The sequence below is a fragment of the Micromonospora sp. KC606 genome (genome assembly GCF_004348675.1).
Classification (GTDB): domain Bacteria; phylum Actinomycetota; class Actinomycetes; order Mycobacteriales; family Micromonosporaceae; genus Micromonospora.
On sequence record NZ_SMKN01000060.1, the window covers coordinates 1 to 26626 of the forward strand.

The 26626-nt window shown below is 73.0% G+C and carries 23 protein-coding genes and 2 pseudogenes; 13 read left to right on the forward strand and 12 right to left on the reverse strand.

The genetic code is table 11. From position 1 onward, the window contains the following. From E1193_RS14490 to E1193_RS14505, 4 genes and pseudogenes are all read right to left on the reverse strand, one after another. A pseudogene (locus E1193_RS14490) lies at positions 1-1155 on the reverse strand (hypothetical protein); the annotation flags it as partial. Between the two features lie 65 nt (positions 1156-1220). Continuing rightward, positions 1221-1529: a cupin gene (locus E1193_RS14495; protein ID WP_132183723.1), complete on the reverse strand. Its 309-nt coding sequence runs from the start codon at positions 1527-1529 to the stop codon at positions 1221-1223. Continuing rightward, positions 1526-2476 carry an LLM class F420-dependent oxidoreductase gene (locus E1193_RS14500; protein WP_132183742.1) on the reverse strand — a complete coding sequence of 317 codons (951 nt, stop codon included), beginning with the start codon at positions 2474-2476 and terminating at the stop codon, positions 1526-1528. Before E1193_RS14500 ends, E1193_RS14495 begins: the two co-directional genes overlap by 4 nt. Positions 2477-2478: 2 nt before the next feature. Continuing rightward, positions 2479-3264, reverse strand: a complete 786-nt coding sequence (locus E1193_RS14505; RefSeq protein WP_132183724.1) for an ABC transporter ATP-binding protein — start codon at positions 3262-3264, stop codon at positions 2479-2481. Positions 3265-3537: 273 nt separating this feature from the next. Between E1193_RS14505 and E1193_RS14510 the strand changes: the two genes are divergently transcribed. Both E1193_RS14510 and E1193_RS14515 read left to right on the forward strand, forming a co-directional pair. Beyond that, positions 3538-4566 carry an ABC transporter substrate-binding protein gene (locus E1193_RS14510; RefSeq protein ID WP_132183725.1) on the forward strand — a complete coding sequence of 343 codons (1029 nt, stop codon included), beginning with the start codon at positions 3538-3540 and terminating at the stop codon, positions 4564-4566. Between the two features lie 103 nt (positions 4567-4669). After that, entirely contained in the window at positions 4670-5542 is an 873-nt protein-coding gene (locus E1193_RS14515) for an ABC transporter permease (protein WP_132183726.1), read from the forward strand. Between the two features lie 23 nt (positions 5543-5565). On the opposite strand, the gene E1193_RS14520 is transcribed toward E1193_RS14515, so the two are convergent. Further along, on the reverse strand, positions 5566-6741 hold the full coding sequence (locus E1193_RS14520) for an ABC transporter substrate-binding protein (protein WP_132183727.1): 1176 nt from the start codon (positions 6739-6741) through the stop codon (positions 5566-5568). 440 nt (positions 6742-7181) lie between these two features. Here E1193_RS14520 and E1193_RS14525 point away from each other — a divergent pair, with 440 nt between their 5' ends. The 4 genes from E1193_RS14525 (at position 7182) to E1193_RS14540 (ending at position 11749) form a co-directional block, all read left to right on the forward strand. Next, positions 7182-10289: a sensor histidine kinase gene (locus E1193_RS14525; RefSeq protein ID WP_132183728.1), complete on the forward strand. Its 3108-nt coding sequence runs from the start codon at positions 7182-7184 to the stop codon at positions 10287-10289. After that, positions 10286-10693, forward strand: coding sequence for a roadblock/LC7 domain-containing protein (locus tag E1193_RS14530; protein WP_088976088.1), 408 nt, complete (start codon positions 10286-10288; stop codon positions 10691-10693). Before E1193_RS14525 ends, E1193_RS14530 begins: the two co-directional genes overlap by 4 nt. Positions 10694-10785: 92 nt before the next feature. After that, positions 10786-11148 carry a DUF742 domain-containing protein gene (locus E1193_RS14535; RefSeq protein ID WP_132183729.1) on the forward strand — a complete coding sequence of 121 codons (363 nt, stop codon included), beginning with the start codon at positions 10786-10788 and terminating at the stop codon, positions 11146-11148. Further along, positions 11129-11749 (forward strand): ATP/GTP-binding protein, encoded by a 621-nt coding sequence (locus tag E1193_RS14540; RefSeq protein WP_132183730.1) that lies wholly within the window; start codon positions 11129-11131, stop codon positions 11747-11749. The genes E1193_RS14535 and E1193_RS14540 overlap by 20 nt, the downstream gene beginning before the upstream one ends. A 151-nt stretch (positions 11750-11900) precedes the next feature. Here E1193_RS14540 and E1193_RS14545 read toward each other — a convergent pair whose 3' ends face one another. The 5 genes from E1193_RS14545 to E1193_RS14565 form a co-directional block, all read right to left on the reverse strand. Beyond that, the gene (locus tag E1193_RS14545; RefSeq protein WP_132183731.1) at positions 11901-12989 is read right to left on the reverse strand and encodes a uroporphyrinogen-III synthase; all 1089 of its coding nucleotides are present in this window, start codon (positions 12987-12989) and stop codon (positions 11901-11903) included. Then, the gene (gene nirD, locus E1193_RS14550) at positions 12989-13336 is read right to left on the reverse strand and encodes a nitrite reductase small subunit NirD (RefSeq protein WP_132183732.1); all 348 of its coding nucleotides are present in this window, start codon (positions 13334-13336) and stop codon (positions 12989-12991) included. The genes E1193_RS14545 and nirD overlap by 1 nt, the downstream gene beginning before the upstream one ends. Next, positions 13333-15861 carry a nitrite reductase large subunit NirB gene (nirB, locus tag E1193_RS14555; protein ID WP_132183733.1) on the reverse strand — a complete coding sequence of 843 codons (2529 nt, stop codon included), beginning with the start codon at positions 15859-15861 and terminating at the stop codon, positions 13333-13335. The genes nirD and nirB overlap by 4 nt, the downstream gene beginning before the upstream one ends. 50 nt (positions 15862-15911) lie before the next feature. Further along, positions 15912-17339: an FAD-dependent oxidoreductase gene (locus E1193_RS14560; protein ID WP_132183734.1), complete on the reverse strand. Its 1428-nt coding sequence runs from the start codon at positions 17337-17339 to the stop codon at positions 15912-15914. Positions 17340-17406: 67 nt separating this feature from the next. Then, complete coding sequence (locus tag E1193_RS14565) at positions 17407-19515, reverse strand: molybdopterin oxidoreductase family protein (RefSeq protein ID WP_132183735.1); 2109 nt, start codon at positions 19513-19515, stop codon at positions 17407-17409. A gap of 193 nt (positions 19516-19708) precedes the next feature. On the opposite strand from E1193_RS14565, the gene E1193_RS14570 reads away from it, so the two are divergent. From E1193_RS14570 to glmM, 6 genes are all read left to right on the forward strand, one after another. Further along, positions 19709-19966, forward strand: coding sequence for a DUF6364 family protein (locus E1193_RS14570; RefSeq protein WP_207922702.1), 258 nt, complete (start codon positions 19709-19711; stop codon positions 19964-19966). Beyond that, positions 19956-20249, forward strand: a complete 294-nt coding sequence (locus E1193_RS14575; RefSeq protein WP_132183737.1) for a type II toxin-antitoxin system PemK/MazF family toxin — start codon at positions 19956-19958, stop codon at positions 20247-20249. The genes E1193_RS14570 and E1193_RS14575 overlap by 11 nt, the downstream gene beginning before the upstream one ends. A 176-nt stretch (positions 20250-20425) precedes the next feature. Then, positions 20426-21793, forward strand: coding sequence for a nitrate/nitrite transporter (locus E1193_RS14580; RefSeq protein WP_132183738.1), 1368 nt, complete (start codon positions 20426-20428; stop codon positions 21791-21793). A 207-nt stretch (positions 21794-22000) separates the two neighbouring features. Next, positions 22001-22444 (forward strand): 50S ribosomal protein L13, encoded by a 444-nt coding sequence (gene rplM / locus E1193_RS14585; protein WP_132183743.1) that lies wholly within the window; start codon positions 22001-22003, stop codon positions 22442-22444. A 20-nt stretch (positions 22445-22464) separates the two neighbouring features. Then, positions 22465-22929, forward strand: a complete 465-nt coding sequence (rpsI, locus tag E1193_RS14590; RefSeq protein ID WP_088647409.1) for a 30S ribosomal protein S9 — start codon at positions 22465-22467, stop codon at positions 22927-22929. Between the two features lie 114 nt (positions 22930-23043). Beyond that, on the forward strand, positions 23044-24399 hold the full coding sequence (gene glmM / locus E1193_RS14595; RefSeq protein ID WP_132183739.1) for a phosphoglucosamine mutase: 1356 nt from the start codon (positions 23044-23046) through the stop codon (positions 24397-24399). 28 nt (positions 24400-24427) lie between these two features. Here glmM and E1193_RS14600 read toward each other — a convergent pair whose 3' ends face one another. Both E1193_RS14600 and E1193_RS31875 read right to left on the reverse strand, forming a co-directional pair. After that, entirely contained in the window at positions 24428-25621 is a 1194-nt protein-coding gene (locus tag E1193_RS14600; RefSeq protein WP_132183740.1) for a pyridoxal phosphate-dependent aminotransferase, read from the reverse strand. 29 nt (positions 25622-25650) lie between these two features. Continuing rightward, positions 25651-26124, reverse strand: coding sequence for an MmpS family transport accessory protein (locus E1193_RS31875; RefSeq protein WP_165945734.1), 474 nt, complete (start codon positions 26122-26124; stop codon positions 25651-25653). Positions 26125-26245: 121 nt separating this feature from the next. Between E1193_RS31875 and E1193_RS31880 the strand changes: the two are divergent. Further along, positions 26246-26626: pseudogene (locus tag E1193_RS31880) on the forward strand (hypothetical protein); the annotation flags it as partial.

The following is a 26626-nucleotide window of genomic DNA, read 5'->3' on the forward strand; positions in this document are numbered from 1 at the left end:
GTCGACCGGCGTGGGGGTCGGGTCGGGCGCGGGAGCGAGGCTGCCGGGGGTCACCGGCCAGTCCCAGTGGGCCGGGGTGGAACCGGCGGGCCGCGGTGACGTCCCCGGCGCGGCCGTCGTCGGCCGGGCCGACGACAGGTCGGTGACGCCGGACGAGCCGATCCAGGGGTGCGCGTCCATGCCGGGCGTCCCCGAGTTGGGTTGTCCCCCGGCCATGGACAGAAGCGGCCCGGTGGCCGGGGTGGGCGCGCCGGGGAGCGGGCGGAGTATGTCGGTGGGCGTGATCGCGTCGTTGCCGGCCCGCGTCGGAACGAGTGGCCAGCGCACCAGCGTGGTGGCGGCAGATCCGAGCGCGCCGACCGCCACGGCGATCATCGCCCCGTAGTACGGGGCAAGCTGGTAGCGGTCGGCGGAGTCGCCCGGGCCGGCCGTCAGGTAGGCGAACGCGAGCAGCGCCGGACCGGCCGCCCCGGCCGCCCCACCGGTCAGCGGGGCGTGCCCCTGCCAGCGGGCCAGGGCACCGGTCGCCGCGCCGGCGAGCAGCGCCACCGCGGGCAGCAGCACCATCGCCAGCCGTTGCGCCGCGTCGCCGTCCAGCCAGGGCGGCTCCAGCACGGCGAGGCGTACCGCGCGCAGTGGCCCGGCTGACAGCAGCCCTGGCGCGACGGAGAGCAACGCGATCAACCAGATCGCGCCCGCCAGCATGGCGATGTTCCAGCCCAGCGGCGGCTTCAGCAGGACGGCGCAGGCCGCTCCCGCGCCCACCAGCGCCCCGACCGTCGCGCAGATCCCCACGGCCCCCACCGGGGCGACGGTGAGCGCAGCGGCCCGTGCGGGTTGCAGGCACAGCGGTGCGACCACGGTGGCGCCGAGCGCGGCGGCGCTGGCGACGGCGAGTTGGAGGCCGGTGGTCTCGGGCATCCCGTCCCGGCGGGCGAGCCGCCCGGCGACGACCGCGCCGACCACGGCGGCGATCGCCGCGAGCCAGCCCACCCAGGCGAGCTGGGCGGGCCACCGGTTGACCGTGCTGTCGGTGACGGCGCCGGTGAGCTGGATGATGCCGAAACCGTACGCGATGCCGAGCTGGCCGGCCCCGGCCAGCACGCTCACCCCGACTGCGGTGAGCAATGGTGTGCCCCACGTCCGAAAGGCCATGCCGGGCACGTTACGGCCCGGTGCGCCCGATCGCCACTGTGGCGCGGCGGGGCGCCGACCTGGGGTTATTTCAGCTCGACCAACCGTGCCAGGTATGTCGTGTCGCCGACGTTGGTGAGCATGTGGACGGCACCGGGCTCCCGGTAGACCACCCCACCGGTGGGTTCGTCGGCGTCGATCCGGGTGCCGTCGACGGTCTGCACCACGTTCTTCGCGCCCTGGACCGCCACCACCAGGTAAGGGTGGTCGTGCCGGTGCAGCGGCTGGCGCTCGCCCGGTTCCAGCCGGATGTGCCACACCCGGACCTTGTCGTTCTCGAAGACGATCTCCTGCCCGACCGGGCCGAGTTCGAGATCGTTGGTGGTGTCGGTCATCGGGTTCCGTCCAGTTGGGGGAGCACCTCGGCGGCGATGAGCTCCAGGTGGTCCAGGTCGTCTAGTTCGATCAGGCGCAGGTGCACCCGGGTGGCCCCGACCGCGGCGAACTCGCCGAGCCGGTCGACGAGCTGCGCGGGGGAGCCGACCACCGGGTCCTCCGGCGGCAGGGCGCTCGCGACGTGCAGCGGGGCGGCCCTTCGCCGCGCCTCGGCGTCGGTGCGCCCGATCGCCACCACCACTCCGGCGGAGAGCACCAGCGGCGCGCGTTCCGACCCGGTACGCCCCGTCCGGTCGCTGGCCTCACGTACCCGTTCGTAGGCGGCGGCGGTCTCTTCGACCGACGTGAACGGCATGTTGAACTCGTCGGCGTACCGGGCGGCCAGCTCGGGAGTGCGTTTGGGTCCGCGCCCACCGACGATCACCGGCGGTCCGGGCCGCTGCACGGGTTTGGGCAGGGCCGGCGCGTCCGCCAGCCGGTAGTGCTGCCCGATGTGGCTGTAGGTGGCGCCGACCGGGGTGCGCCACAGTCCGGTGAGGATCTCCAGCTGCTCGGCGAGTCGGTCGAAGCGTTCGGCCGTCGGCGGGAAGGGGATGCCGTACGAGGTGTGCTCGCGTTGGTACCAGCCGGCGCCGATGCCCAGCTCGACCCGGCCGCCGCTCATCTGGTCCACCTGGGCCACCATCACGGCCAGCGGCCCGGGCAGCCGGAAGGTGGCCGAGCTGACCAGGGTGCCGAGCCGGATCCGGGAGGTCTCCCGGGCCAGTGCGGCCAGGGTGAGCCAGGCGTCGGTGGGGCCGGGCAGCCCGGGTTTGTCCCCCATCGCCTGGTAGTGGTCGGCGCGGAAGAAGCCGTCGAACCCGCCGGCCTCGACGAGGCGCGCGAAGCGCAACTGGTCGTCGTAGCTGGCGCCGCGGTGCGGCTCGGTGAAGACGGTCACCCGCATGTTCATCGTCCGTCCACCCCGGCCGGCGCAGTCGCCTCACGTTCCATCAGCAGCTCGTGCAGCTCGGCACTGACCCGCGCCACGTCGGCCAGGTGGGCGTTGCGGCCGAGGGTGCGCGGTCGGGGAATCGTCACCTCGACGACCTTGCGGATCCGGCCCGGGCGCGGGCTGAGCACGACGACCCGGTCAGCCAGCAGCACCGCCTCGTCGATGGAGTGGGTGACGAAGACGACGGTTGCTCCGGTCTCCATGTGCACCCGTTGCAGCTCTCCGGAGAGTTCCTCGCGGGTGAGCGCGTCCAGGGCGGAGAAGGGTTCGTCCATCAGCATCACCCGGGGCTCGCCGATCAGTGACCGGCACAGCGACACCCGCTGCTGCATGCCGCCGGACAGTTCGTGCGGCAGCCGCTTCTCGAAGCCGCCGAGCCCGGCCATGTCGAGCAGTTGGCGGGCCCGGTCGCGGTGTTTCGTCCGGCTCCAGCCGAAGATCTCCGCCGGCAGCAGCACGTTGTCGAGCACGGTGCGCCAGGGGAGCAGAGCGGGTCGCTGGAAGAGCATGGCGATGTCGCGGCGCGGCCCGGTGATCGGGGCGCCGCCGACGGTGATCTCACCGCCGGTCGTCGGCAGCAGGCCGGCGACCATCCGTAGCAGGGTCGACTTACCGCAGCCGGAACGGCCGAGAACCGCGACGAACTCGCCCTCGGTGACGTCGAGGGCGATGCCGCGCAGCGCCTCCACCTGCCCGGAGCGGCCGTCGAACGTACGCGACACGTCGGCGAGTCGGATCATCTCCGCCGGGCCTCCCCTGAGTGGTGGATCAGGAATCGGGCAAACACTATCCGGGCTGTCCTCCTCGCGCACCGTCCGGGGTGGGAGATCGCGAGTTGTTTCCGTTCCGCAATCCACACCGACTGGCGTCGCCACGGTGGGATTCTCGTACGCTGTCGGCGCGATAAGTCCCCTCACGACGGTGGAGCGCCGCATCTTCCTCGCGCCGCGCTGCCCGAACAACGACCCCCTCCGGGTGACGAGAAGCCCGGTCGGAAAGGACATGGTGCACAGATGACAAGGCTGACCCGTACGGTCGCGGCGGCCGCCCTGGCCGCCACTCTCGCCCTGGTCTCCGGATGCAGCGGCGGCGACGACAAGTCCGACGCCAGCGGTGGCGACGGCAAGGCGCTGGAGAAGGTGACCTACCTCACCTCGTTCGGCAACTTCGGCCGCGACTCGTACGCCTGGGTAGCCAAGGAGAAGGGCTTCTTCAAGGAGGCCGGCTTCGATGTGGAGATCAAGCCGGGCCAGGGCACCGGCTCGGTCATCCAGACCATCGTGGGCGGCCAGGCCGACTTCGGCCCGATCGACCTGACCGGTGGCCTGCTCCAGCTCGGCAACGGCGCCGCGAAGGACTTCGTCGCGGTGGCGGCGATCCAGCAGCGCACCATGGCCGCCGTGGTCAGCGTCGAGGGCAAGAACATCGCCACCCCGAAGGACCTCGAAGGCAAGAAGCTCGCCGACACCCCCACCTCCGTGGTTCGCCTGCTCTTTCCGACGTACGCCCGCCTGGCCGGCGTGGACGCCAGCAAGGTCACCTTCGTCAACGGTGAGGCGCAGACCCTGATGGGCATGTTGGCCTCCGGCACCGTCGACGGCATCGGCCAGTTCGTGGTGGGTCAGCCCACCGTCGAGACGGTCACCAAGAAGAAGCCGGTCGTGCTGCCGTACAGCGACGTGATGACCGACCTCTACGGCAACGCGCTGATCACCTCCAGCAAGCTCGCCAAGGAGAAGCCGGAGCTGGTCAAGCGCTTCACCACGGCGCTGCTCAAGGGCCTGGAGTACGCCCTCGCCAACCCGCAGGAAGCCGCCGACCTACTGAAGAAGAACGTCGCCGCGACCGTCCCGGCCGCCGCTGCCGCCGAGCTCCAGTTGATGGCCGCCTACGTCCGCTCCAGCAACTCCGGCACCGTCCTCGGCACCCTGGACAGCGAGCGGGTCGCCAAGAGCATCGCGCTGCTGCAGGGCGCGGGCGCGCTCAAGTCGAACATCACGCCCGACCAGATCATCGACTTCGGCCTCACGCCGAAGGCCTGACCGACCGAGCCACGGGGGTGCGGTCACCGGGACGCCCGGTGGCCGTACCCCCGTCGCGTGCCGGCCGCGGCCGGCAGGAGAGGAATGAGAGACCGTGACATCGATGCGTACCCCCTCCGGACCGACCGGTACGGAGCCGGCGGCGGTGACCGGGCCGGGCGCGATCGCGACCCCGACCACGCCGCCCCGGGCGTCGGCCTGGTGGCCCGGCGCACGCCCGGCCACCGTCGGCCTGCCGCTGCTCGGCCTGCTGATCGCGCTGGCCGTCTGGTGGCTGGTCACCGCAGGGCTGGAGCTGGTCCACCCAGCGTCGCTGCCCCCGCCGCAGGACGTCTGGATCGCGCTGGCTGGCACGGCCGACGTGCTGCTGCCGGCGTTGGGCGTGACCACGTCGATGACGCTGCTCGGCTTCCTGCTCTCGACGGTCGCCGGGGTGCTGATCGGGATGGCCCTGGCCGCCTCCCGGCAGGTAGAGCGGATGTTCGCACCGCTGCTCGTGGCGGTCAACGCGGTACCGAAGATCGCCCTGGGCCCGCTGCTGGTGGTCTCGGTCGGCTGGGGTGAGAAGCCGATCCTGACCATGGTCTTCCTGCTCTGCTTCTTTCCGATCGTGCTCTCCACGGCGACCGGCCTGACCACCACTCCGGCGGACCTGGCCGAGCTGGCCCGGTCGTTGAACGCCTCCTGGTGGCAGGCGTTTCGCAAGGTCCGCTTTCCGGCCGCCCTCCCGCAGATCTTCGTCGGCCTCAAGGTGGCGATGCCGCTGGCCGCGATCGGCGCGGTGATCGGGGAGTTCTACTCCGACAAGCCGGGCCTGGGCTACCAGATCCTCCAGTACAACGGCATCGGGGACACCGCCACGGCCTGGGCGGCGATCGTGCTGATCGCCCTCATGAGCATTCTGCTCTACGCGGCCCTCTCCCTGGTCGAGCGCCTGGCCCTGCCCTGGGTGCGCGCCACCACCAGCGCCCGCTGACGGGGCAGGCCACGCGGGCCGGGTCAGCCCGCCAGCCGCCAGCGCCCGCCGCGCGCGACCAGAGTCGTCAACGCCTGCGGCATCAGCCCGGAGTGGTTGTCCGGAGTCATCCGGATCGGCCCCGAGAGGCCGTCCATCTGGGAGGTCTCGAGCACGTCGCGCAGGCTGTCCCGGTCGACCGCGTCGCCGCCGGCCCGCCGGACGGCGTCGACGATCAACTGGACGGCGTCGGCGGCGAAGGAGGAGAACCCGTTGTAGCCGCCGAACCGGGCGGTGTAGGCCTGGAACCACTGCCTACGGGCGGCCTTGGCGGGATTGGTGGCGATGACGTCGTCGATCACCATCGTCTGGGTGAAGATCAGAGTTGCCTTCTCGGTGGAGCGGGCGGCGCCGCCGAGGAAGAGGTCGCCGGCCGACGCCGCGTCGAGGAAGAGCGACCCGGTGAACTCCGTCTCCCGAACGCTGGTGGCGGCGAGCGAGGCCTGCTCCGGCGGGGTCCAGATGACCAGTGCCTGCGGGTTGCCGGCGGTCAGTCTGCTGACCTGCTGCGACACGTCGGTGTCGGTGGCGCGGACCGACTCGTTGCGGGACAGCCGGATGCCGACCTTGTTGAACTCACCACGCAGCGCCGACAGGCCCTCCCGGCCGTAGTCGTCGTCGCTGTGCAGCACGGCGGCCCTTCGGACCCCCTGGCGGCGCAGTTCGGTGGTGAGCACCGCCGCGCTGTCCGCCGCGTTGGGGGCCAACTTGAAGACGTACCGTCGTTCGGCGACCGGGTTGCTGACCGCGCCGGACGCGGCGAGCGCGATGGTGGGGACCTTCTTCTCGTTGATGGTCCGGACCGCGCCGACGGCGCACTCGTTGCAGCCGCCCATGATGATCGCGCTGACCTGGGAATCGTCGCTGAAGTCGCCGATGTTGCGCAGCGACTCGCTGGCGTCGGAGCGGTTGTCCTTCACCCGCAGCTCGATCTTCCGCGCGCCCATCGCACCCGAGGAGTTGAGCTGCTCGACCTTCAGTTCCAGCGCCCGTTGGTACGCCTTGCCGATCGGCGCGGAGGCACCGGAGAGTTCCAGGTCGGCGGCGACGACGATCGGTGTGCTGTCCTCCTGCTCCGCGCCGAACGAGCAGCCGGTGAGCGTGGCGGCCAGTACGGCCGATGCGAGCGCCACGATGGTCGCGGAGCGGATGGGGCTCAACTCAGTCCTCCAGATGCGGCGCGGGCGGTGCCCCGTCACCGCCGCTAGTGCCCGTCCTCAGTGGAGAAACGGGAATGCCTGCCGTACGGTGTGCGCGAAGCCTGCAAAACCTTGCCAATGCCGGGGCGTCGCGGTCAAGCGCGGAGGTCCGGGGGAGAGGTTTCGGGACGGCTTTCCCACATGTTGGCGTGATCAGATATTTACGGACGCTCACTCCGGAGAGGCGGTCAACCACTCTGGAGTGACAATGCCTGTTCAGGGTGTGCGCGGGAATGAGGTCTAAAGGTGACCAGGTCGCCGGCCGGCCGGTTCCCGCCCCACTGCGGCTTCCCAAACGCGATCTTCTCTGATGAAATCGCGGCCGTGCCGCGCGTGGCGCTCTTCGCCGCACCAGGCGCGGTCGGCGGGGCAGGCGCGGAAGAAACGACGGAGGCGATGTCGTGAGCACCGGACCGACGACCCTGCCCGAAATCGGCAATACCGCCGACCGTGACCGGGGTCGCCGGCTGCCCCGCCTGCGGGATGTCCGGATCCGGTCCAAACTCGCACTCATTCTCGTGGTCCCGGTGGCTGCCGTCGTCGCTCTGGCAACAATCCGACTCGTCTCCACCGGTGAGGGCGCGGTCGACGCCACCCGGATCAGGTCGCTGACCGCGCTCTCGGCCGACGTCTCCGCGCTCACCCAGGACCTGCACAGGGAGCGGATGGCGGCGGCCGTCTACCTGGCCAACCCGCAGCAGCGGGTCGACGACTACAACCTGCGGGTACGCGCCACCGACGGGCGGATCACCGAGTACCGCGCCGAGCGCGACCGGGCCGGTGAGGTCCCGGCCGCCGTGCAGGACCGGCTGACGGTCATCGACGAGCACCTGGAAACCCTCAACGGCGCCCGCCAGGAGGTGCTCGACCGCCGGCAGATGCCGGTCGCCGCGGCCACCCTGCGGTACGGCATCATCCTCACCGACCTGGTCTCGTACGGTGACGCACTGGCCCAGCTTCCCGGGCAGGAGAGCCTCGCCGACGCCCGCCGGGCGGTGGCCGCGTTCAGTCGAGCGAAGGCGGCGGTCGCCGAGGAGGAGGCCGTCGCGTACACCGCGCTCAGCGGCGGCCGGGTCGACGAGGAGCAGTTCTCCGCCTTCGTCACCACCCTGACCGGCCAGCAGGAGGCCCTGGTCGCCTTCTCGCTGGCAGCCGAGCCCGACCAGCGTGCCCTGGTCGAGGGAACGGTCTCCGGGGACGCGGTCGGCCTCGCCGACCGGGTGGCCGCCGACATCACCCGCTCGGTCGGGCAGCAGCCGCTGGTCACCGCGGCCGACGCGGCCGCCTCGATCGGCGCGGTCAACGACCTCATGCGGTGGGCGGAGATCCGACTCCAGGACAGCCTGCTCGACCGGGCCGAGGAGGCCCGCAGCGACGTGATCCGGCAGGCCGTGGTCGAGTCGGTGCTGGTGCTGCTCACCCTGGCCATCGCCGTCACGCTCGCGGTGGTGCTGGCCCGCTCGCTCAACCACTCGCTGCGCCGGCTGCGTGAGGGCGCCCTCTCGGTGGCCAACCACGACCTGCCGGACGCGGTGAAGCGGCTGCAGAACATGGGAAGCGTCGGCGACGGCGGCGTGGAGGAGATCGTCCGCCAGGTCCGCGACCCGATCCGGCTGGAGAACAGGGACGAGGTGGGACAGGTGGCCCTGGCCTTCAACGTCGTCCACCGGGAGGCCGTCCGGGTCGCCGCCGAGCAGGCGGCTCTGCGGACCAGCGTCTCGGCGATGTTCCTCAACCTGGCCCGCCGGTCGCAGACCCTCGTCGACCGTATGATCGGCGAGCTGGATGCCATCGAGCGCAGCGAGGAGGACCCGAAGCGTCTCGCCCAGATCTTCGAGCTCGACCACCTGGCCACCCGGATGCGCCGCAACGACGAGAACCTGCTCGTCCTCGCCGGCGCCGACTCGGCCGTGCCGCGCCGCGACGACGCGCTGCTGGTGGACGTGCTGAGGGCCGCCCAGTCCGAGGTCGAGCTCTACAACCGGATCGAGTTCGGCACCGTCGACACCGATGTCTCGGTGGCCGCCCACGCGGTCAACGACGTGGTTCGCCTCGTCGCCGAGCTGCTCGACAACGCGACCCGCTTCTCGCCGCCGACCACCACCGTGGTCGCCGACGGCCGCCGGATCCGTGACTACGTGCTGATCCAGATCGAGGACCGGGGCCTGGGCCTCACCGACGAGCAGCTCGACTCGCTCAACCGCCGGCTGGCCGCGCCGCCGAGCGTGGACGTCGCCGCGTTCCGGTTGATGGGTCTGGCCGTGGTGAGCCGGCTCGCCTCCCGGTTCGGCATCCGGGTGGAGCTGCGCCGCAACGTCGAGGGCGGCACCGTCGCCCAGATCACCCTGCCGAACTCCACCGTGGTGCTCCCGTCGCACCGTGGCCGGGACACCGCGCTGCCCCGGCAGCGGCAGCCGAGGGCGGTCGAGCAGCCCTCGGCGGGACCGGGCGAGCCGGCGACCGCCGGGCGTGCCGGCGCGGCCACCCTCACCGACCAGTGGCGGATCACACCGCCGGCCCCCGCCCCGTGGCGACCACCGGTCGACGCGCGCGACACCGCCCCTGCGGTCGGGTTCGGCACCCCGGCGGCGGCCGCGCCCACCTCCGCCGTGCCGGCCTCGGCGGCGCCCGCTTTCGCCGCGCCAGCCTCGGCGCCGCCGGCCGAGCCGTCGTACGGCTTCTCCGTCGGCACCCCCACGGTGGCCAACCCGGTCATCAGCCCGCTGCCGAGGCGGGCGCCGGTCGCCGAGCCCGCGCCGGCGCTTCCGCTCGGGCCGGTTGCCGGTACGTCCGCCACCGAGCCACCCGCCCCGTTCACCCCGCCGGCGCCGCTCGCCGCGGCCCCGACGCCGGTCGCTCCCGCGACGCCGCTCGCCGCCGCCCCGACGCCGGTCGCCCCCGCGGTGCCGTACCCGGGCACCGTGCCGGCCGCGCCGGTGGTCGCCCGCCCGGAGCGTCCGGCGGACTCGCCGATCTTCCAGGAGATGGAGGCGGTCTGGTTCCGTTCCCACGGGGACGACGCCACCGCGATCTTCACCCGGCCCAACTTCGACGAGGAGCCGCCGGTCGTCAGGCGGGACGACAGCGCGGTGAACCCGTCCCGACCGCCGCTGCCGACCCGGGTGCCGAGCGCGCCGAACGTCGCCGGAACCCCGTCGGTCACGCCGCCCTCGTCGTATCCACCGCCGGCGGCACCGACTGCGCCACCTGCCCCGCCGCCCGGCCCGGAGTCGGACGCCTGGCGGACCGCGGCCGACGAGGGCTGGTCGCGGGCGAACCGCGCCGCCGAGCCGGCCAACGCCGGCACCACCCGGTCGGGCCTGCCGAAGCGGGTGCCCCAGGCCCAGCTCGTCCCGGGCGGCATCGAGCCGAAGGGGGGCCGGGACCGCAGCCGGCGCACCCCCGACGAAGTACGCGGTCTGCTCTCCGCCTACCACCGCGGCGTGCAGCGTGGCCGATCCGCCGGTACGGACCAGAACAGCACCTCGACCAAGGAGACGCGCCGATGAACAGGCCAGCGGCCATGCAGGACATGGGTTGGCTGCTCACCAACTTCGCCGACAGCGTGGCGGGCATCGCCCACGTGGTGGCGGTGTCCGCGGACGGGCTGCTGCTCGCCTCCTCCCGGGACCTGCCGCCGGACCGGGCGGACCAGCTGGCGGCGATCACCTCCGGCGTGGTGAGCCTGACCGAGGGCGCCGCCCGGATGTTCAGCGCGGGCGGTGTGCTCCAGACCGTCATCGAGATGGACAGCGGCTACCTGTTCCTGATGTCGATCAGCGACGGCTCGTCGATGGCCGTGCTCGCGGCTCGCAGCTGTGACGTCGGCCAGGTCGGCTACGAGATGGCCCTGCTGGTGGAGCGGGTGGGCGCCGCGCTGGTGCCGCTGCCGCGCGACGCGGTGCGTTCCTGACCGGCACGGTACGACGCCGGGCGCGTCCGCGTCCGGCGAGGAACGGGGGATCCGGCACCGGTGCGGCGCCGGGCGGGAGGAGGTGATCACGGATGGAACCACGGCGGGACCCGCGCGGTGCGTTGGTGCGACCGTACGCGGTCACCCGGGGGCGTACCGAGCCGAGCCGGGACATCGCCCTGGAGGCGGTCATGTCGGCCACTCCCACCCAGGCCGCCGAGGCACGGTTCGCCGGCTACGACAAGTACCGCATCGCCACGGTCTGCGAGGGTCGGGCGCAGTCGCTGGCGGAGATCGCCGCGTACACCCGGATGCCGCTGGGCGTCACCCGGGTGCTGGTCGCCGACATGGTGGCCGAGAGCCTGCTGACGCTACACACTGCCGCTCCCGCCACGGGCTACGAGGAGCGAATGAACCTGCTGGGAAGGGTGCTAAGTGGACTTCGCGAACTATGACCCCGCCGGGGCGCGCCGCAGCCGGGAGATCATCTCCGCGAAGATCGTGGTCGCGGGTGGTTTCGGCGTGGGCAAGACGACCCTGGTGGGGGCGATCTCCGAGATCACACCGCTGACCACCGAGGCGCTGATGACGGCGGCCGGGGTGGGCATCGACGATCCGTCGAAGGTGCCCGGCAAGGAGACCACCACCGTCGCCATGGACTTCGGCCGGATCACCATGGCACAGGATCTGATCCTGTACCTCTTCGGCACCCCCGGCCAGACCCGCTTCTGGTTCATGTGGGACGAGATCATCCGGGGTGCGGTGGGCGCGGCGGTGCTGGTGGACACCCGTCGGATCACCGACGCCTTCGCGCCCCTGGACTACTTCGAGAACCGCCGGCTGCCGTACGTGGTGGCGCTGAACCGGTTCGACGGCGCGCCGCACTACGAGCTGGAGGAGATCCGCGAGGCGTTGGCCGTCCCGCCGGACGTGCCGCTGGTGCTGTGCGACGCCCGGGACCGGGAGTCGGTGAAGCGGGTGCTGGTGACCGTGGTCGAGCACGCCATGCAGCGCCTCGAAGCCGAGCACGGCCGCGGGTACGCCCCGGTCGGCTGAGCCGTGTGGCGGCGCCGCCCCGGAGGGCGGCGCCGCCAAAACCCCCTTCTTGCGTTCATGGCGGTGTCGGAAGTCCTCCGAGACCGTCATGTTTCGCATCTGGGGTCAGCCCTGCCGGGCCGGGACCGTCAGCCCTGCCGGGCCGAGACCGTCAGTCGACCCGAAGGCGGTAGCCGCGCTTGACCACGGTCTGCACCACCTGGGGCGCGTTCAGCCCCACCCGCAACCGGGCGACGGCCATCTCCACCGCGTGTTCGTCCGCGCCCCGGGGCAGGGTACGCAGCAGGGCGGTGCGGGACAGGACCTTCCCCGGCGAGGCGGCGAGCGCCCGCAGCACCGCCATCGGGGCGGGGGCCAGCGGACGCAGCTCACCGTCGACCACCGCGGCGTGCCCGCGCAGGGTCAGCAGGTGCCCGGCCGCCTTCACGGTCACCGTGCGCCGCGGCAACTCGTCCACGATCTGCCGGACCAGCGCGCCCAGCCGGGCCCGACCCGGCGCGCTCACCGGCACCCCCCGGCGCACCAGCGGCTCCGCGGTGACCGCACCCACGCAGCTGGCCAGCACGTCACCGCGCAACGCCTCCAGGACCGTGTCGGCACGGTCGCCGGCGGCCCGCAGCATCGCCTCGGCCGCCGGCGCGGAGGTGAAGGTCACCGCGTCGACCAGTCGGCCCGCGACAAGGTCGATCAACCGGTGCAGCGGGGCCGGGTCGGTGGGCGGCGCCCACCGGTAGACCGGCACCTCGATCACCGTGGCTCCGGCCGCCTCCAGCGCCTCGGTGCACTCCGGCTGCCGGTCGCCGTGCAGTTGCATGGCGACGACCTGGCCGGTCACGCCGCGTCGGAGGAGGTGGCCCACCACCTCCTCGCAGCTCTCCGAGTCCGGCGACCACTGGTCGTGCAGCCCGGCGGCCCGGATCGCGCCCCGGGCCTTGGGCCCCCGGGCCACCACGTAGGAGCGGGACAGCACCGAACGCAGCGGCTCGGCCAACCCCCAGCCCTCGGCCGCCTCCAGCCAGCCGCGCATCCCGATGCCGGTGTTCGCCATCAGGATGTCCGGCGGCCGTTCCAGGCAGGCCCGGGTCGCCTCGCGCAGGTCGCTGTCGTCGGCCAGCGGCACGATCCGCAGGGCAGGGGCGAGCACCACCCGGGCGCCGCGCCGTTGCAGCAGCGCGGCCAGTTCGTCGCGTCGCCGGTCGGCGGTCACGCCGATGGTGAAGCCGGCCAGTTCATCCCGCATCACTCCTCCTGTCGTAACCACACCTCGACCAGCCCGTCCCGGCAGCGGACCTGGTGCACCGGCAGGGTCACACCGGGCAGGTCCAGGCATTGTCCGGTCCGCAGGTCGTAGACCTGCTTGTGCAGCGGGGAGGCGAGGGTCGGCACGCCTCCCCGGCTGCCGACGATGCCCCGGGACATCACGTACGCCCCGCCCACCGGGTCGAGGTTGTCGACCGCGTACAGCTCGTCGCCGGTGCGGAAGAGTGCCACCTGCACCCCGTCGACCAGGGCGGCCACGCCCCGGTCGGGCTCCAGCCGGTCCAGCGGGCAGATGGCCGTCCAGTCCCTTGTCAGTGCCCGGGTCATCGCCGCACCTCCGGCAGTCCCAGCGCGACGGGCTGACGGCGCTGCTCGCCACCGGTCGGTGGCCCCCCACGTGCCGGCACCGGTTGGCCGCGCTCCACCGCGAAGGTGATCGACGGGTCGGGCACCTCGGGGGCGTTGACGAAGGAGGTGAACCGGCGCAGCCGCACCGGGTCGTCGAGGACGTCGCGCCATTCGTCGGAGTAGGACGTCACGTGCCGGGCCATCGCCGCGTCGAGTTCGGCGCAGAGCCCGAGCGAGTCGTCAACGATCACCGACCGCAGGTGGTCGAGGCCGCCCTCCATCGCCTCGATCCAGGCCGCGGTGCGTTGCAGGCGGTCGGCGGTGCGGATGTAGTACATCAAGAATCTGTCGATCAGTTGAATCAGTGCTTCTGTCGACAGGTCAGTGGCGAACAGGTCGGCGTGCCGGGGCCGGAAGCCCCCGTTTCCGCCGACGTAGAGGTTCCAGCCGGTCTCCGTGGCGATGATGCCGAAGTCCTTGCTGCGGGCCTCGGCGCACTCCCGGGCGCAGCCGGAGACGGCCGACTTGAGCTTGTGCGGGGCACGCAGGCCCCGGTAACGCAGCTCCAACGCGACGGCCAGCCCGACCGAGTCCTGCACACCGTACCGGCACCAGGTCTCGCCGACGCAGGACTTCACCGTCCGCAGCGCCTTGCCGTACGCGTGGCCGGACTCGAAGCCGGCGTCGACCAGCCGGCGCCAGATCTGCGGCAGCTGCTCCACCCGGGCCCCGAACAGGTCGATCCGCTGCCCGCCGGTGATCTTCGTGTAGAGCTGGAAGTCGCGGGCCACCTCGCCGATCACGATCAGCTTCTCCGGGGTGATCTCGCCGCCCGGGATCCGGGGCACCACCGAGTAGCTGCCGTCGCGTTGCAGGTTGGCCAGGAAGTGGTCGTTGGTGTCCTGCAACGACGCCTGCTCACCGTCGAGCACGTGCCCGGAGCCCAGCGAGGCGAGGATCGAGGCCACCACCGGCTTGCAGATGTCGCAGCCGCGTCCCCGCCCGTGCTCGGCGACCAGCTGGGAGAAGGTGCGGATGCCCCGGACCCGGATGATGTCGAACAGTTCCTGCCGGCTGGCGTCGAAGTGCTCGCAGAGCGCGGTGGACTGCTTCACCCCGGCCGCGTCGAGCAGCTGCTTGAGCATCGGCACGCAGGAGCCGCAGCTGGTGCCGGCCCGGGTGCACGCCTTCAGCGTCGGCACGTCGCACGCGCCGCCGGTGATCGCCGTGTCGATGTCGTCCCGGGTGACCGCGTTGCAGGAGCAGACCTGCGCGGTGCCTGGCAGCATGCCGGCGCCGGCGCCCGCCTCGCCGGCCGGCGCCAGCAACGCCAGCGGGGGAGCGGGCAACGGCCCGCCGACGCTGGCCCGCAGCGTCGGGTAGGCGCTGGCGTCCCCGACCAGGACCCCGCCGAGCAGCGTCTGTGCGTCGTCGGAGAGGACCAGCTTCGCGTACGACCGGGTCACCGGATCGGTGAAGGTCACGTCCAGGCAGCCCGGCGTGGTGCCGTGGGCGTCGCCGAACGAGGCCACGTCCACGCCGAGCAGCTTGAGCTTGGTGGCGGTGTCCGCGCCGGGGAAGGTCGCCGCGCCGCCGAGCAGCCGGTCGGCCACCACCTCGGCCATCGCGTACCCGGGGGCGACCAGGCCGTGGCAGGTGCCGTCCACGGCCGCGCACTCGCCGACCGCCCAGATTCGCTCGTCGTCGGTGCGGCAGGCGGCGTCGACCAGCACACCGCCGCGTGGCCCCACCGGCAGCCCGGCGGCCCGGGCCAGCTTGTCCTGGGGCCGGATGCCGGCGGCCACCACCACCAGTTCGGCGTCGACCGTGGCGCCGTCGGAGAGTTCCAGCCCGGCGACCGTGCCGTCCGGGCCGGGACGCAGCGCGGTGGTGGCCACCCCGAGGTGGGTGGTGACGCCGAGGTCGGCGACCCAGCGGCGGAGCATCGCCCCGCCGGCCTCGTCGACCTGCACCGGCATCAGCCGGGGCGCGAACTCGATGACGTGGGTTTCCAGGCCCAGCAGGCGCAGCGCGTTGGCCGCCTCCAGCCCGAGCAGGCCGCCGCCGATCACCGCGCCGACCCGCCGGCCGGCCGCGTGGTCGCGGATCGCCGCCAGGTCGTCCAGGGTCCGGTAGACGAAGACCCCCGGCAGGTCCGTGCCGGCGACCGGCGGCACGAAGGGATACGACCCGGTGGCGAGCACCAGCGCGTCGTACGGGTACTCGCCGGCCGCCGTGGTGACCACCCGCCGCTCCCGGTCGATCCCGGTGGCCGGCTCGCCGAGGCGCAGGTCCACCCCGTCGTCGGGGGTGTGCAGGTTCAACTCCTCGACGCTCACCCCGTCGAAGAACGCCGAGAGCCGCACCCGGTCGTACGCCGGCCGGTCTTCCTCGGCGAGCACCGTCACCTGCCAGCGGCGGTCGTGGTCCCGGGCGCGTAGCGCCTCGACGAACCGTTGCCCGACCATGCCGTTGCCGACGACGACCAATCGTCCGCCGGTCATCGCGTCACCTCCTCGCGGTGTCATCGCGTCTGTTCTCGCCTCATGTCTGCTCATCGGGGCACCGCCACGGAGTCCGCCTCGGAGAGCCAGGCGACGATGCCGGCGACCGCGTCCCGGCAGCCGCCACAGCCGGTGCCGGCCCGGGTCGCGGCGACCACGTCGTCGACCGTCCGGGCACCCGCCCGCCAGCAGGCCACCAGCGCCCGCTTGGGCACGTCGTTGCACTGGCAGACGGTCGTCGCGTCGGGCATCAGGGCCGGGGAGCCGGCCGGTGCCGCCGTCGTGCCCATCGCCCGTCCCAGCAGCAACGCCCGCCGGTCGAGGGGGACCGGTCCACCCCGGTCGAAGAGCTGCACCACCGCGCCGACGGAGGGGTTGTCGCCGAGCAGGATCGCGCCGGTCAGCCGCTCCTGGTGGATGCGAAGCCGGGCGTACGTGCCGCGGGCCGGGTCGGCGAAGGTCAGCTCCTCGCCGGGGCCGGTGCTCGGGTCGCCCATGGCGGCCAGGTCGATCCCGGCCGCCTTCAGTCGGGTCACCGGCGGTCGGGGCCGGTAACGGGCGGTCGGGTCCTCCCCGGTCAGCACCTGCGCCACCACCCGGGCCTGGGCCCAGGCGGGGGCGACCAGCCCGCTCACCGCGCCGTCGTGCTGGGCGCAGTCGCCGATCGCGGATATGTGTGGGTCGCTGGTGCGCAGCCGGTCGTCGACCACCACGCCCCGCTCCACGGACAGCCCGGCCGCCGCGGCCAGCCCGGTGTCGGGGCGTACGCCGCAGGAGAGCACCAGCAGCTCGGCGGCGAGCGTGCGGCCGTCGGTCAGCCGCAGCCGGACCCCGTCGGCGTCCACGTCGACCCCGGACGCCGCGACGGCCAGTTCGGTCCGTACGCCCAGTTCCTCGAGGGTGCCGGCGAGCACCGCCCCGGCGGCCGGGTCGAGCTGCCGCTCCATCAGGTGCCCCATCGGGTGCACCACGGTGACGTCGAGGCCCCTGGCGGCGAGCCCGCGGGCCGCCTCCAGCCCGAGCAGCCCACCGCCGAGCACCAGGACGCTGCGGGCGTCCCGGGCGACCGCGAGGATCCGCCGGCAGTCGTCCAGGGTGCGGAAGGCCACCACCCGTGGCGGCAGGTCCGCCGGGTCGAGGCCGGCCAGCGGCGGCACCACGGCCCGACTGCCGGTGGCGAGCACCAGGTGGTCGTAGGCGATCCGGTCGCCGTCGTCGGTGCGCACCTCCCGGACGGCCCGGTCGACGGCGCCGACGCCGACCCCGGTACGCACGTCCACGCCCTGCCCGGCGACCTCGGCCAGCTCCACGTCCGGCTCGTCGATCTTCCCGGCGAGCAGGGTGGACAACATGATCCGGTTGTAGGCGCGGTGTGGCTCCGCCCCGAGGACGGTGACCTTGTGGTCGGCGCCCCGGGCGTGCAGCTCCGCGGCGAGCCGGGAGCCGGCCATGCCGTACCCGACGACGACGATGTTCATGGCCGTCCTCCGCTGCGGGTGGACCGGTCGTGCGGTCCGGCGGTGCGGCGCGGGTCAATGCGTTCGTTCATGCCTTCTCCACCCGTACGGCGCAGATCTTGAACTCGGGCATCCCGGAGACCGGGTCCGTCGCGTCGTTGGTCACGGAGTTGGCCCGGGCTGCGCCGCCCCAGTGGAACGGCGCGAAAACGGTGTCCGGCCGGATCGCCGGGCTGAGTCGGGCCGGGGCGCGCAGCTCGCCCCGGCGGGAGGTGACGACCAGTTCGTCGCCCTCCTCGACGCCGAGCCGGTCGGCCAGGTCCGGGTGCAGCTCGACGAAGCCGCGGGGCGCGGCCTTGCGCAGCGCGGCCACCCGCCGGGTCTGCGTGCCGGACTGGTACTGGGCGAGCACCCGCCCGGTGGTGAAGTGCAGCGGGTACTCGGCGCAGACCTCCTCGGCCGCCGGGCGGTGGCTCACCGGGTGGAACCGGGCGCGCCCGTCGGGGGTGGGGAAGCGGTCGGCGAAGAGGCGGGGAGTGTCCGGCCCGTCCGGGTCGGGGCAGGGCCAGAACGCTCCCTCGTCGCGCTCGATCCGCTCCCAGGTGACCCCGGCGTAGTCGGCCGGCCCGCCGGCGGAGGCCCGCCGCAGCTCGGCGAAGACCGTGCGGGGGTCGGTGGGGAACGCGGCGTCGGTGCCGGTCAGGCGGGCGGCCAGGCCGGCGAGGACGTCCAGGTCGGTGCGGACGCCGGGCGGCGGCGGGCGCAGGGCCCGCCGGCGCAGCACCCGTCCCTCCAGGTTGGTCATGGTGCCCTCCTCCTCGGCCCACTGGGCCACCGGCAGCACCACGTCGGCCAGCGCCGCCGTCTCGGAGAGCAGGAAGTCGGCCACCACCAGCAGGTCGAGCCCGCGCAGCCGTTCGGTGACCCGGCCGGCCCGGGGTGCGGAGACCACCGGGTTGGAGCCGAAGACGAGCAGCGCGCGCGGCCCACCGGGCGTGCCCAGCGAGTCCAGCAGCTGGTAGGCCGGCACCCCGGGCCCGGGCAGGTCGTCCGGGTCGACGCCCCACACCCCGGCCACGTGTGCGCGGGCCGCCGGGTCGTCGATCTTCCGGTACCCGGGGAGTTGGTCGGCCTTCTGCCCGTGCTCCCGGCCGCCCTGGCCGTTGCCCTGGCCGGTCAGGCAGCCGTAACCGGAGCCGGGGCGGCCGGGCAGGCCCAGGGCGAGCGCCAGGTTGATGAACGCGCTGACCGTGTCGACGCCCTTGGCGTGCTGCTCGGCACCCCGGGCGGTGAGGATGATCGCGCTGCCGCTGGCCAGGGCCCGGACGGTCTCCTCCAGGTCGGCCACCGGCACCCCGCAGAGGCGTTCCACCTCGGCCGGCCAGTACCCGGCGACGGTGCGGCGGACCTCCTCGAAGCCGGTGGTCCGAGCGTCGATGTACGCCTTGTCGACCAGGCCCTCGGTGACGGCGATGTGCAGCAGCGCGTTGGCCACCGCCAGGTCGGTGCCGGGCAGCGGTTGCAGGTGCAGGTCCGCCTGGCGGGCGGTGGCGGTGACCCGGGGGTCGACCACGATCAGCCGGCCGCCGCGTTCCCGCTGGTCGGTGACGTGCCGCATCAGCGGCGGCATGGTCTCCGCCGGGTTCGCGCCGACCATCAGCAGGGTGTCGGCCCGGGCCAGGTCGGCCAGGGGGAACGGCAGCCCCCGGTCGATGCCGAAGGCGCGGATCCCGGCCGCCGCCGCGGAGGACATGCACCACCGGCCGTTGTAGTCGATGTTGCGGGTACGCAGCGCCACCCGGGCGAACTTGCCGAGCGCGTACGCCTTCTCGTTGGTGAGCCCGCCGCCGCCGAAGACCGCGACCGCGTCCCGGCCGTGCGCGGACCGGACGGCGCCGATGCCGGCGGCGACCCGGTCGAGGGCCGCCTCCCAGGTCGCCGGGCGCAACTCGCCGCTGGCCGGATCGCGCAGCAGCGGGGTGGTCAGCCGGTCGGGGTGGTCCAGCAGCTCGGTGGCGGTCCAGCCCTTCTGGCAGAGGCCGCCCCGGTTCGTGGGGAACTGCCGGGGGAGCACCTCCACCCGGTCACCGGAGTCGCGCAGGACCATCCCGCACTGGAGGGCGCAGTACGGGCAGTGCGTCTCCGCCTCACGGGGCGGCATCCCCGGCCGGGTCGCGGCGCGTGCACCGTCTGTCATGCTCGAGAAGCGTGCCGGCGGGCGGTTTCCGGACCGGGTCCCGTTTGTTTCGGCCCTGTCAAGACCGCCTCACACCGCGTGGGAGAACGCGACCGGCCTCATCCTTGTGGGGCGCGGGTGGCGGTTTGCCCGGTTCGCCGATTCGCGTTCCGAGGGATGACTGGTGGTCATACCAATGGGTAGTCTGACCGGCATGACTGCCAAGGTGACGCTGTCGTTCTCGGACGAGACGATCGAGGAGGCGCGTCGGTTCGCCAAGCGCGAGGGGCTGTCGCTCTCCGCCTGGATGGACCAGGCGGCCCGGGAGAAGGCGCTGCGCGAGGTGTTCACCGCGCACGCTGCCGCGGTCGGCCGGGCCGGGCTCGACCTGGAGTCCGCCGCGCTCGCCGACGCGCGGGAGGTCGCCATGGTCGACGACGCGCTCTTCGGCGGGCGCCCGCGTGCTGCGTAGGGGCGAGGTCTGGCGGATCTCCGGCGCCCGCGAGCGGCTCGGGCTGGTGATCAGCTCCGACGTCTACAACTCCACCGAGGTGCCCATCGTGATCGTGGCCGAGGTGGTGGAGACGGCCCTACTGCGCGACTCCCCCCTCGCGGTGCCGATGGGTGGGTACGTGGTGATGCCGGACCGGCTCTCCTCACCGATGAAGAAGTGGTTCAGCGACTGCGTGGACGTCGCCGACACCGAGACCATGCAGCGGGTGGCCCGGGCGCTGCGCATCCTCCAGCAGCTCTGAGCGCTCTCCTCACCGCCGGGCGGACGGTTCGGTGCGGTCACCGTTGCCTGCCCGACTCGGTCGACGAAACGTTCCGGTAATGGCGACTGCCTAGCTTTCAGCCGGGGTCGCTCGACGCCGGCTGGGCCGGTGGGTCGTGCGAGCCACGACATAGCCCCGGCCGGAAGGAGCGCCTGATGACCACGACGACCGCGCCCGCCACACCAGCGGAAGAGATCGACCTGCAACGCCGGCCGGGCCGGTGGATCGGCCACTGGGCTCCGGAGGACGGCCACTTCTGGCGGACCGTCGGTCGCGGGATCGCCCGGCGCAACCTCATCTTCTCGATCTTCGCCGAGCACATCGGCTTCTCCGTCTGGCTGCTCTGGAGCATCGTGGTCGTCCGGTTGGGCGATGTCGGATGGCAGTTGACCACCAGCCAGGCGCTCTGGCTGACCGCCGTGCCCAGCGGCGTCGGCGCGCTGCTGCGGCTGCCGTACACCTTCGCGGTGCCGGTCTTCGGTGGGCGCAACTGGACGGTGATATCCGCGCTGCTGCTGATCATCCCGTGTACGGGCCTGACCTGGGCGGTCCAGCACCCGGAGATCGGTTTCCTGCCACTGCTGATGATCGCCGCCACGGCCGGCTTCGGCGGCGGCAACTTCGCCTCCAGCATGGCCAACATCTCGTTCTTCTACCCGGAGCGCGAGAAGGGCTGGGCGCTCGGCCTGAACGCGGCCGGCGGCAACATCGGCGTCGCCGTGGTGCAGTTCGTGGTGCCCCAGGTGATCGTGCTCGGCGGTGGCCTCGCGCTGGCCCGGGCCGGCCTGATGTACATCCCGCTGGCGGTGATCGCGGCGGTCTGCGCGTTCCTGTTCATGGACAACCTGGCCGAGGCCAAGGCCGACGTGCGCCCGGTGTGGTCCTCGCTGCGGCACCGGGACACCTGGGTCATGTCGTTCCTGTACATCGGCACCTTCGGCTCGTTCATCGGTTACTCGGCGGCCTTCCCGACCCTGCTCAACGGGGTGTTCGGCCGGCCCGACATCGCGCTGTCCTGGGCGTTCCTCGGTGCGGCGATCGGCTCGGCCTGCCGCCCGTTCGGCGGGCGCCTCGCCGACGTGATCGGCGGGGCCCGGATCACGGTGGCCAGCTTCGTGCTGATGGCCGGCGGGGCGTACCTGGCGCTGTGGTCGGTGCAGGAGCGCCGGCTGGGGGTCTTCTTCCTGGCGTTCATGCTGCTGTTCGTGGCGACCGGCATCGGCAACGGCTCGACCTACCGGATGATCTCCCGGATCTTCCAGGTGAAGGGGGAGGACCTGGGCGGTTCGCCGGAGACCATGCTGGCGATGCGCCGCCAGGCGGCTGGCGCGCTGGGAATCATCTCGTCGGTCGGTGCCTTCGGCGGGTTCCTCGTCCCGATCTGCTACGCCTGGGCGAGGTCGACCTACGGCGGCATCCAGCCGGCCCTGCGGTTCTACGTCGGGCTCTTCCTGGTGATGATCGTGGTGACCTGGTTGGCGTACCTGCGGCCGGGAGCGCGGATGGCCCGCGCCCGGGTGTGACACGAGTCATCGAACGGGGTCCGGCGCGCGCGCCGGACCCCGTTTTGACCGGCCGGCCGGGCGTTGGGTATCGTTACCTGCTGTTGTACGACATTCAGAGGCGTGCCGCATCAGGTACGCTTGGTCGTTCGTGCGCGCTGGTTCGACTGGGGAGCCCTGGTCACCTCGGCGCGCGACCCCAGACCGACGACGAGACAAGGTAGACCTGTGCGTACGTACAGCCCGAAGCCGGGTGAGATCGAGCGTCAGTGGCACGTTATCGACGCCTCTGACGTCGTGCTGGGCCGCCTCGCGACCCACGCCGCCACGCTGCTGCGTGGTAAGCACAAGCCGACTTTCGCGCCGCACGTCGACACGGGCGACTTCGTCGTCGTCGTGAACGCGGGCAAGGTCGCGCTGACCGGCAACAAGCGCCAGCAGAAGATCGCCTACCGCCACTCCGGCTACCCGGGCGGTCTGAAGCAGGTCGGTTACGACGAGCTGCTGACCAAGCGCCCCGAGCGGGCCATCGAGCTGGCCGTGAAGGGGATGCTCCCGCACAACAAGCTCGGCCGTCAGCTCATCAAGAAGCTGAAGGTCTACGCCGGTGCCGAGCACCCGCACGGCGCGCAGCAGCCGGTGCCGTTCGAGATCAAGCAGATCGCGCAGTGAGCGCGGGCGAAGGAAACAGCATGACCGACATCACCGAGACCGAGGTCGCCCCCGAGGCCACCGAGGCGCCGGCGCCCGTCGCCCGCGCGCCTCGTGGTGACCGCCCGATCCAGACCGTGGGCCGGCGCAAGGAGGCCATCGTCCGGGTCCGCATCGTCCCCGGCAGCGGCAAGATCACCTGCAACGGGCGTGACCTCGAGGCCTACTTCCCGAGCAAGGTGCACCAGCAGCTCATCAAGGACCCGCTGGTCACCGCCGAGAAGCCCGAGGCGTTCGACGTCATCGCCAACCTGCGGGGCGGCGGCACCACCGGCCAGGCTGGTGCGCTGCGGCTCGCCATCGCCCGCGCGCTCATCGTGAGTGAGCCGGACGACCGCCCGGCCCTGAAGAAGGCCGGCTTCCTGACCCGTGACGCCCGGGTCAAGGAGAGCAAGAAGTACGGCCTCAAGAAGGCCCGTAAGGCTCCTCAGTACTCGAAGCGCTGACCTTCAGCGGCACGTTGTACTACTGACGGACGGCCGGGTCCGCTTCCCCCCGACGGGAGGCGGCCCGGCCGTTCGTTGTTTCCCTTGGGACCGTTTCATCGGAGGTTGGCGGCTATGGGCCGGTTGTTCGGCACGGACGGCGTACGCGGGCGGGCGAACGCGGATCTCACCCCGGAGCTGGCTCTGGCGGTGGCGGTGGCGGCCGCGCACACGCTGGCCGAGTCGGACAGGAGCCATCCGCCGCTGGCCGTGGTCGGCCGGGACACCCGGGCCAGCGGCGAGATGTTGGAGGCGGCCGTGGTGGCCGGGCTGACCAGCGCCGGGGCAAACGTGGTCCGGGTCGGCGTGCTGCCCACCCCGGCGGTGGCGTTCCTCACCGCCGAGGCCAAGGCCGACCTGGGCGTGATGCTCTCCGCGTCGCACAACCCGATGCCGGACAACGGCATCAAGCTCTTCGCGGCCGGTGGACACAAGCTGCCCGACGAGATCGAGATGCGGATCGAGGCGGCGATCGAGGCGAACGCCACCACCGCCTGGGAACGTCCGATCGGCGCGGGTGTCGGTCGCGTTCACGACCTGCTCGACGGCGCGGACCATTACGTGCAGCATCTGGTCGGCACCGTGTCGCACCGGCTGGACGGGATCAAGGTGGTGGTCGACTGCGCGAACGGCGCGGCGGCCGAGGTCGCCCCGGTCGCCTACCGGGAGGCCGGCGCGGAGGTGATCGCCATCTACGCCGAGCCGGACGGGCTCAACATCAACGACGGGTGCGGCTCCAACCACATCGACGCGCTGCGCGAGGCCGTCGTCGAGCACGGCGCGCACCTGGGCCTCGCGCACGACGGCGACGCCGACCGGTGCCTGGCGGTGACCGCCGACGGTGCCGAGATCGACGGCGACCAGGTGATGGCGATCCTCGCCCTCGCCATGCGGGAGACCGGCGCGCTCACCCAGGACACGCTGGTCGCGACCGTGATGAGCAACCTCGGCCTGCGCCTGGCGATGTCCGCGCAGGGCATCCGCCTGGTCGAGACCAAGGTCGGCGACCGGTACGTCCTGGAGGAACTGCGCGCCTCCGGCCTTGCCCTCGGCGGCGAGCAGAGCGGCCACATCGTCATGCCGGCGCACGCCACCACCGGCGACGGCGTGCTGACCGGCCTGCACCTGATGTCGCGGATGGCGCAGACCGGCAGGTCGCTGGCCGAGTTGGCCGCGGTGGTCACCAAGCTGCCGCAGGTGCTGATCAACGTGCCGGTGGGTGACCGGATCGTCGGCGCCGCCGCGCCCGCCGTGCGTACCGAGGTCGAGCGGGCCGAGGCCGAGCTGGGCGAGACCGGCCGGGTGCTGCTGCGCCCGTCCGGCACCGAGCCGCTGGTACGGGTGATGGTGGAGGCCGCCACCGAGGCGACCGCCCGGTCCGTGGCCGAGCGCATCGCCGACCAGGTCCGGGCGGCGAGCCCGACCGCCTGACGACCAGCCGTGCGAGGCCGGGCACCGGTCAGCGGGTCGTGGCCAGGCCGCGTAGCCGGGTGACCGCCTCGGCGAGCACCTCGGGCCGCTTGCAGAAGGCGAACCGGACCAGCCGCCGGCCGGCCTCCGGGTCGTCGTAGAAGACCTGGGTGGGCACGGCCACCACGCCGCAACGGCCGGGCAGCGACCGGCAGAACTCCACCCCGTCCCGCCCGCCGAGCGCGGTCACGTCGGCGGTCACGAAGTACGTCCCCTCGGGTACGAGCACGTCGAAGCCGGCATCGGTCAGGCCGGCCACGAGCTGGTCCCTCCGCTGCTGCATGTTCTCGCGGAAGCCGGTGTAGTAGGCGTCCGGCAGGGCCAGCGCCACGGCGATCGCCGGTTGCAGCGGCGCGGCGTTGACGAAGGTGAGGAACTGCTTGACCCGCAGCACCGCCGAGACGAGCGGGGCGGGGCCGCTCACCCAGCCGACCTTCCAGCCGGTGCAGGAGAACGTCTTGCCGGCCGAGGAGATGCGCAGCGTCCGCTCCCGCATCCCGGGCAGGCCGGCCAGCGGCAGGTGCCCGGCGGCGGCATCGGTGAACACGAGGTGTTCGTAGACCTCGTCGGTCACCGCGAACGTGCCGTGCTCCTGACAGAGCTCGGCGACCAGGGCCAGCTCGTCGGGGGTGAAGACCTTGCCGGTCGGGTTGTGCGGGGAGTTGAGCAGGACGAGCCGGGTCCGGGCCCCGAACGCGGCGCGCAGCTCCGCCGGGTCGAAGGCGTACCGGCCGGTTTCGTCGGGCCGCAACGTGACCGGTCGCCGCACCGCGCCGGCCAGGGCGATCGAGGCGGCGTACGAGTCGTAGTACGGCTCGAAGCAGACCACCTCGTCCCCCGGCTCGCAGAGGGCCAGGATGCTGGCGGCGATCGCCTCGGTGGCGCCGGCCGTGACCACGATCTCGCCGTCCGGGTCGTACTCCAGGTTCCAGAACCGGCGCTGGTGGGCCGCGGCAGCGGCGCGCAGCGCGGGGATCCCCGGGCCCGGTGGGTACTGGTTCTGCCCGGTACGCAGCGCGTCGGCCGCTGCGGCCAGCATCTCCGGCGGGCCGTCGCTGTCCGGGAAGCCCTGCCCGAGGTTGACCGCGCCGGTGCGGACGGCGAGTGCGGACATCTCGGCGAAGATGGTCGTCCCGAAGGGACGCATCCGGGCCACGAGCGGGTCGACATCGGGGAGCGTCACGGTGACAGCCTACGGGCCGGCCGGCCCGGTCAGCTCGGCTGGCAGGTCACCCGCGAGCCCGGCTCGCCGGTCTGGGTCACCGGTGCGCGGTCACCGACCTGGGCCGAGCAGCGGACAGCCACGGATTCGTCGCCACGGGCGGTCACCACCACCCGGTTCGGGTCGTCGGTGCGGATCTTCCCGCGCCAGGGCAGCCGTACGCCCTCCAGGCGGATGAAGTCGCCGTTGGCGTCGTAGTACTGGATGTCGGCCCGGCCGGTGCCGGCCACCTCGTACGACACCGGGTACCTGCCGGGCCCGCCCGACGGGGTGCTGGCGGGCGTCGCCGGCTGGCTGGGCGCGGGGGGCGCCCAGGTCGGGTACACCTCGTCGTCGTAGCCGTCGTACGGATCCTCGGCCACCGGCTCCGGGGCGTACCGCCCGAGCAGGGTGCTGCCCACCCCCAGGCAACCGCAGAAACCGAGGACGAGCACGGCGACCACCGCGACGAGGATGCCGACCACCCGCCGCCCGTCCGTCGGGGAGCCGCCGCCGGGCCGGTATCCCGGGTGGACGTAGGCCGGGGGATACCCAGGGCGGGCGTAGGGCGGCGGGTACCCGGGCGGCGGCCAGCCGACTGGTGCCGTGCCGGCAGTGCCGGGCGGCCCGTATGGCCCGGGGGCGGTGCCGGGCGGCCCGTATGGCCCGGGGGCGGTGCCGGGCGGCCCGTACGGCCAGGGGGCGGTGCCGGGCCCGTACGGCCCGGCAGTTCCGCTGCCCGGCTGCGGGGCGGCGCCCGCCGGGCCGGCCGACGGTGCCCAGCCGCCGGGGTCGACCGGGCTGGGCGCGGCGGGCTGCGGGGTGCTCCACGGGTCTGGCGCGGCCCAGGGCTGCGGTGCCGCCAGGGGACTCGACGGGGTCCAGGGGTACGACCCGGCCGGCGGTGCGGTGGGATCGGCCGGCGGCGCGGCCGGCCCGCCGGGGGACGCCTCGGAGGGGCCGGAGGAGGACGGCTCGCCGGACGGG

Excerpts from the sequence above, each read along its gene's own strand:
- E1193_RS14580 (WP_132183738.1), top strand. The coding sequence starts at position 20,426 with ATGACCACGACGACCGCGCCCGCCACACCAGCGGAAGAGATCGACCTG.
- E1193_RS14545 (WP_132183731.1), bottom strand. The coding sequence starts at position 12,989 with ATGCGGGATGAACTGGCCGGCTTCACCATCGGCGTGACCGCCGACCGG.
- E1193_RS14500 (WP_132183742.1), bottom strand. The coding sequence starts at position 2,476 with ATGCGGGTGACCGTCTTCACCGAGCCGCACCGCGGCGCCAGCTACGAC.
- nirB (WP_132183733.1), bottom strand. The coding sequence starts at position 15,861 with ATGACCGGCGGACGATTGGTCGTCGTCGGCAACGGCATGGTCGGGCAA.
- E1193_RS14535 (WP_132183729.1), top strand. The coding sequence starts at position 10,786 with ATGGAACCACGGCGGGACCCGCGCGGTGCGTTGGTGCGACCGTACGCG.
- glmM (WP_132183739.1), top strand. The coding sequence starts at position 23,044 with ATGGGCCGGTTGTTCGGCACGGACGGCGTACGCGGGCGGGCGAACGCG.
- rpsI (WP_088647409.1), top strand. The coding sequence starts at position 22,465 with ATGACCGACATCACCGAGACCGAGGTCGCCCCCGAGGCCACCGAGGCG.
- E1193_RS14560 (WP_132183734.1), bottom strand. The coding sequence starts at position 17,339 with ATGAACATCGTCGTCGTCGGGTACGGCATGGCCGGCTCCCGGCTCGCC.
- E1193_RS14565 (WP_132183735.1), bottom strand. The coding sequence starts at position 19,515 with ATGACAGACGGTGCACGCGCCGCGACCCGGCCGGGGATGCCGCCCCGT.
- E1193_RS14570 (WP_207922702.1), top strand. The coding sequence starts at position 19,709 with ATGACTGCCAAGGTGACGCTGTCGTTCTCGGACGAGACGATCGAGGAG.
- E1193_RS14515 (WP_132183726.1), top strand. The coding sequence starts at position 4,670 with ATGCGTACCCCCTCCGGACCGACCGGTACGGAGCCGGCGGCGGTGACC.
- E1193_RS14530 (WP_088976088.1), top strand. The coding sequence starts at position 10,286 with ATGAACAGGCCAGCGGCCATGCAGGACATGGGTTGGCTGCTCACCAAC.
- nirD (WP_132183732.1), bottom strand. The coding sequence starts at position 13,336 with ATGACCCGGGCACTGACAAGGGACTGGACGGCCATCTGCCCGCTGGAC.
- E1193_RS14495 (WP_132183723.1), bottom strand. The coding sequence starts at position 1,529 with ATGACCGACACCACCAACGATCTCGAACTCGGCCCGGTCGGGCAGGAG.
- E1193_RS14505 (WP_132183724.1), bottom strand. The coding sequence starts at position 3,264 with ATGATCCGACTCGCCGACGTGTCGCGTACGTTCGACGGCCGCTCCGGG.
- E1193_RS14510 (WP_132183725.1), top strand. The coding sequence starts at position 3,538 with ATGACAAGGCTGACCCGTACGGTCGCGGCGGCCGCCCTGGCCGCCACT.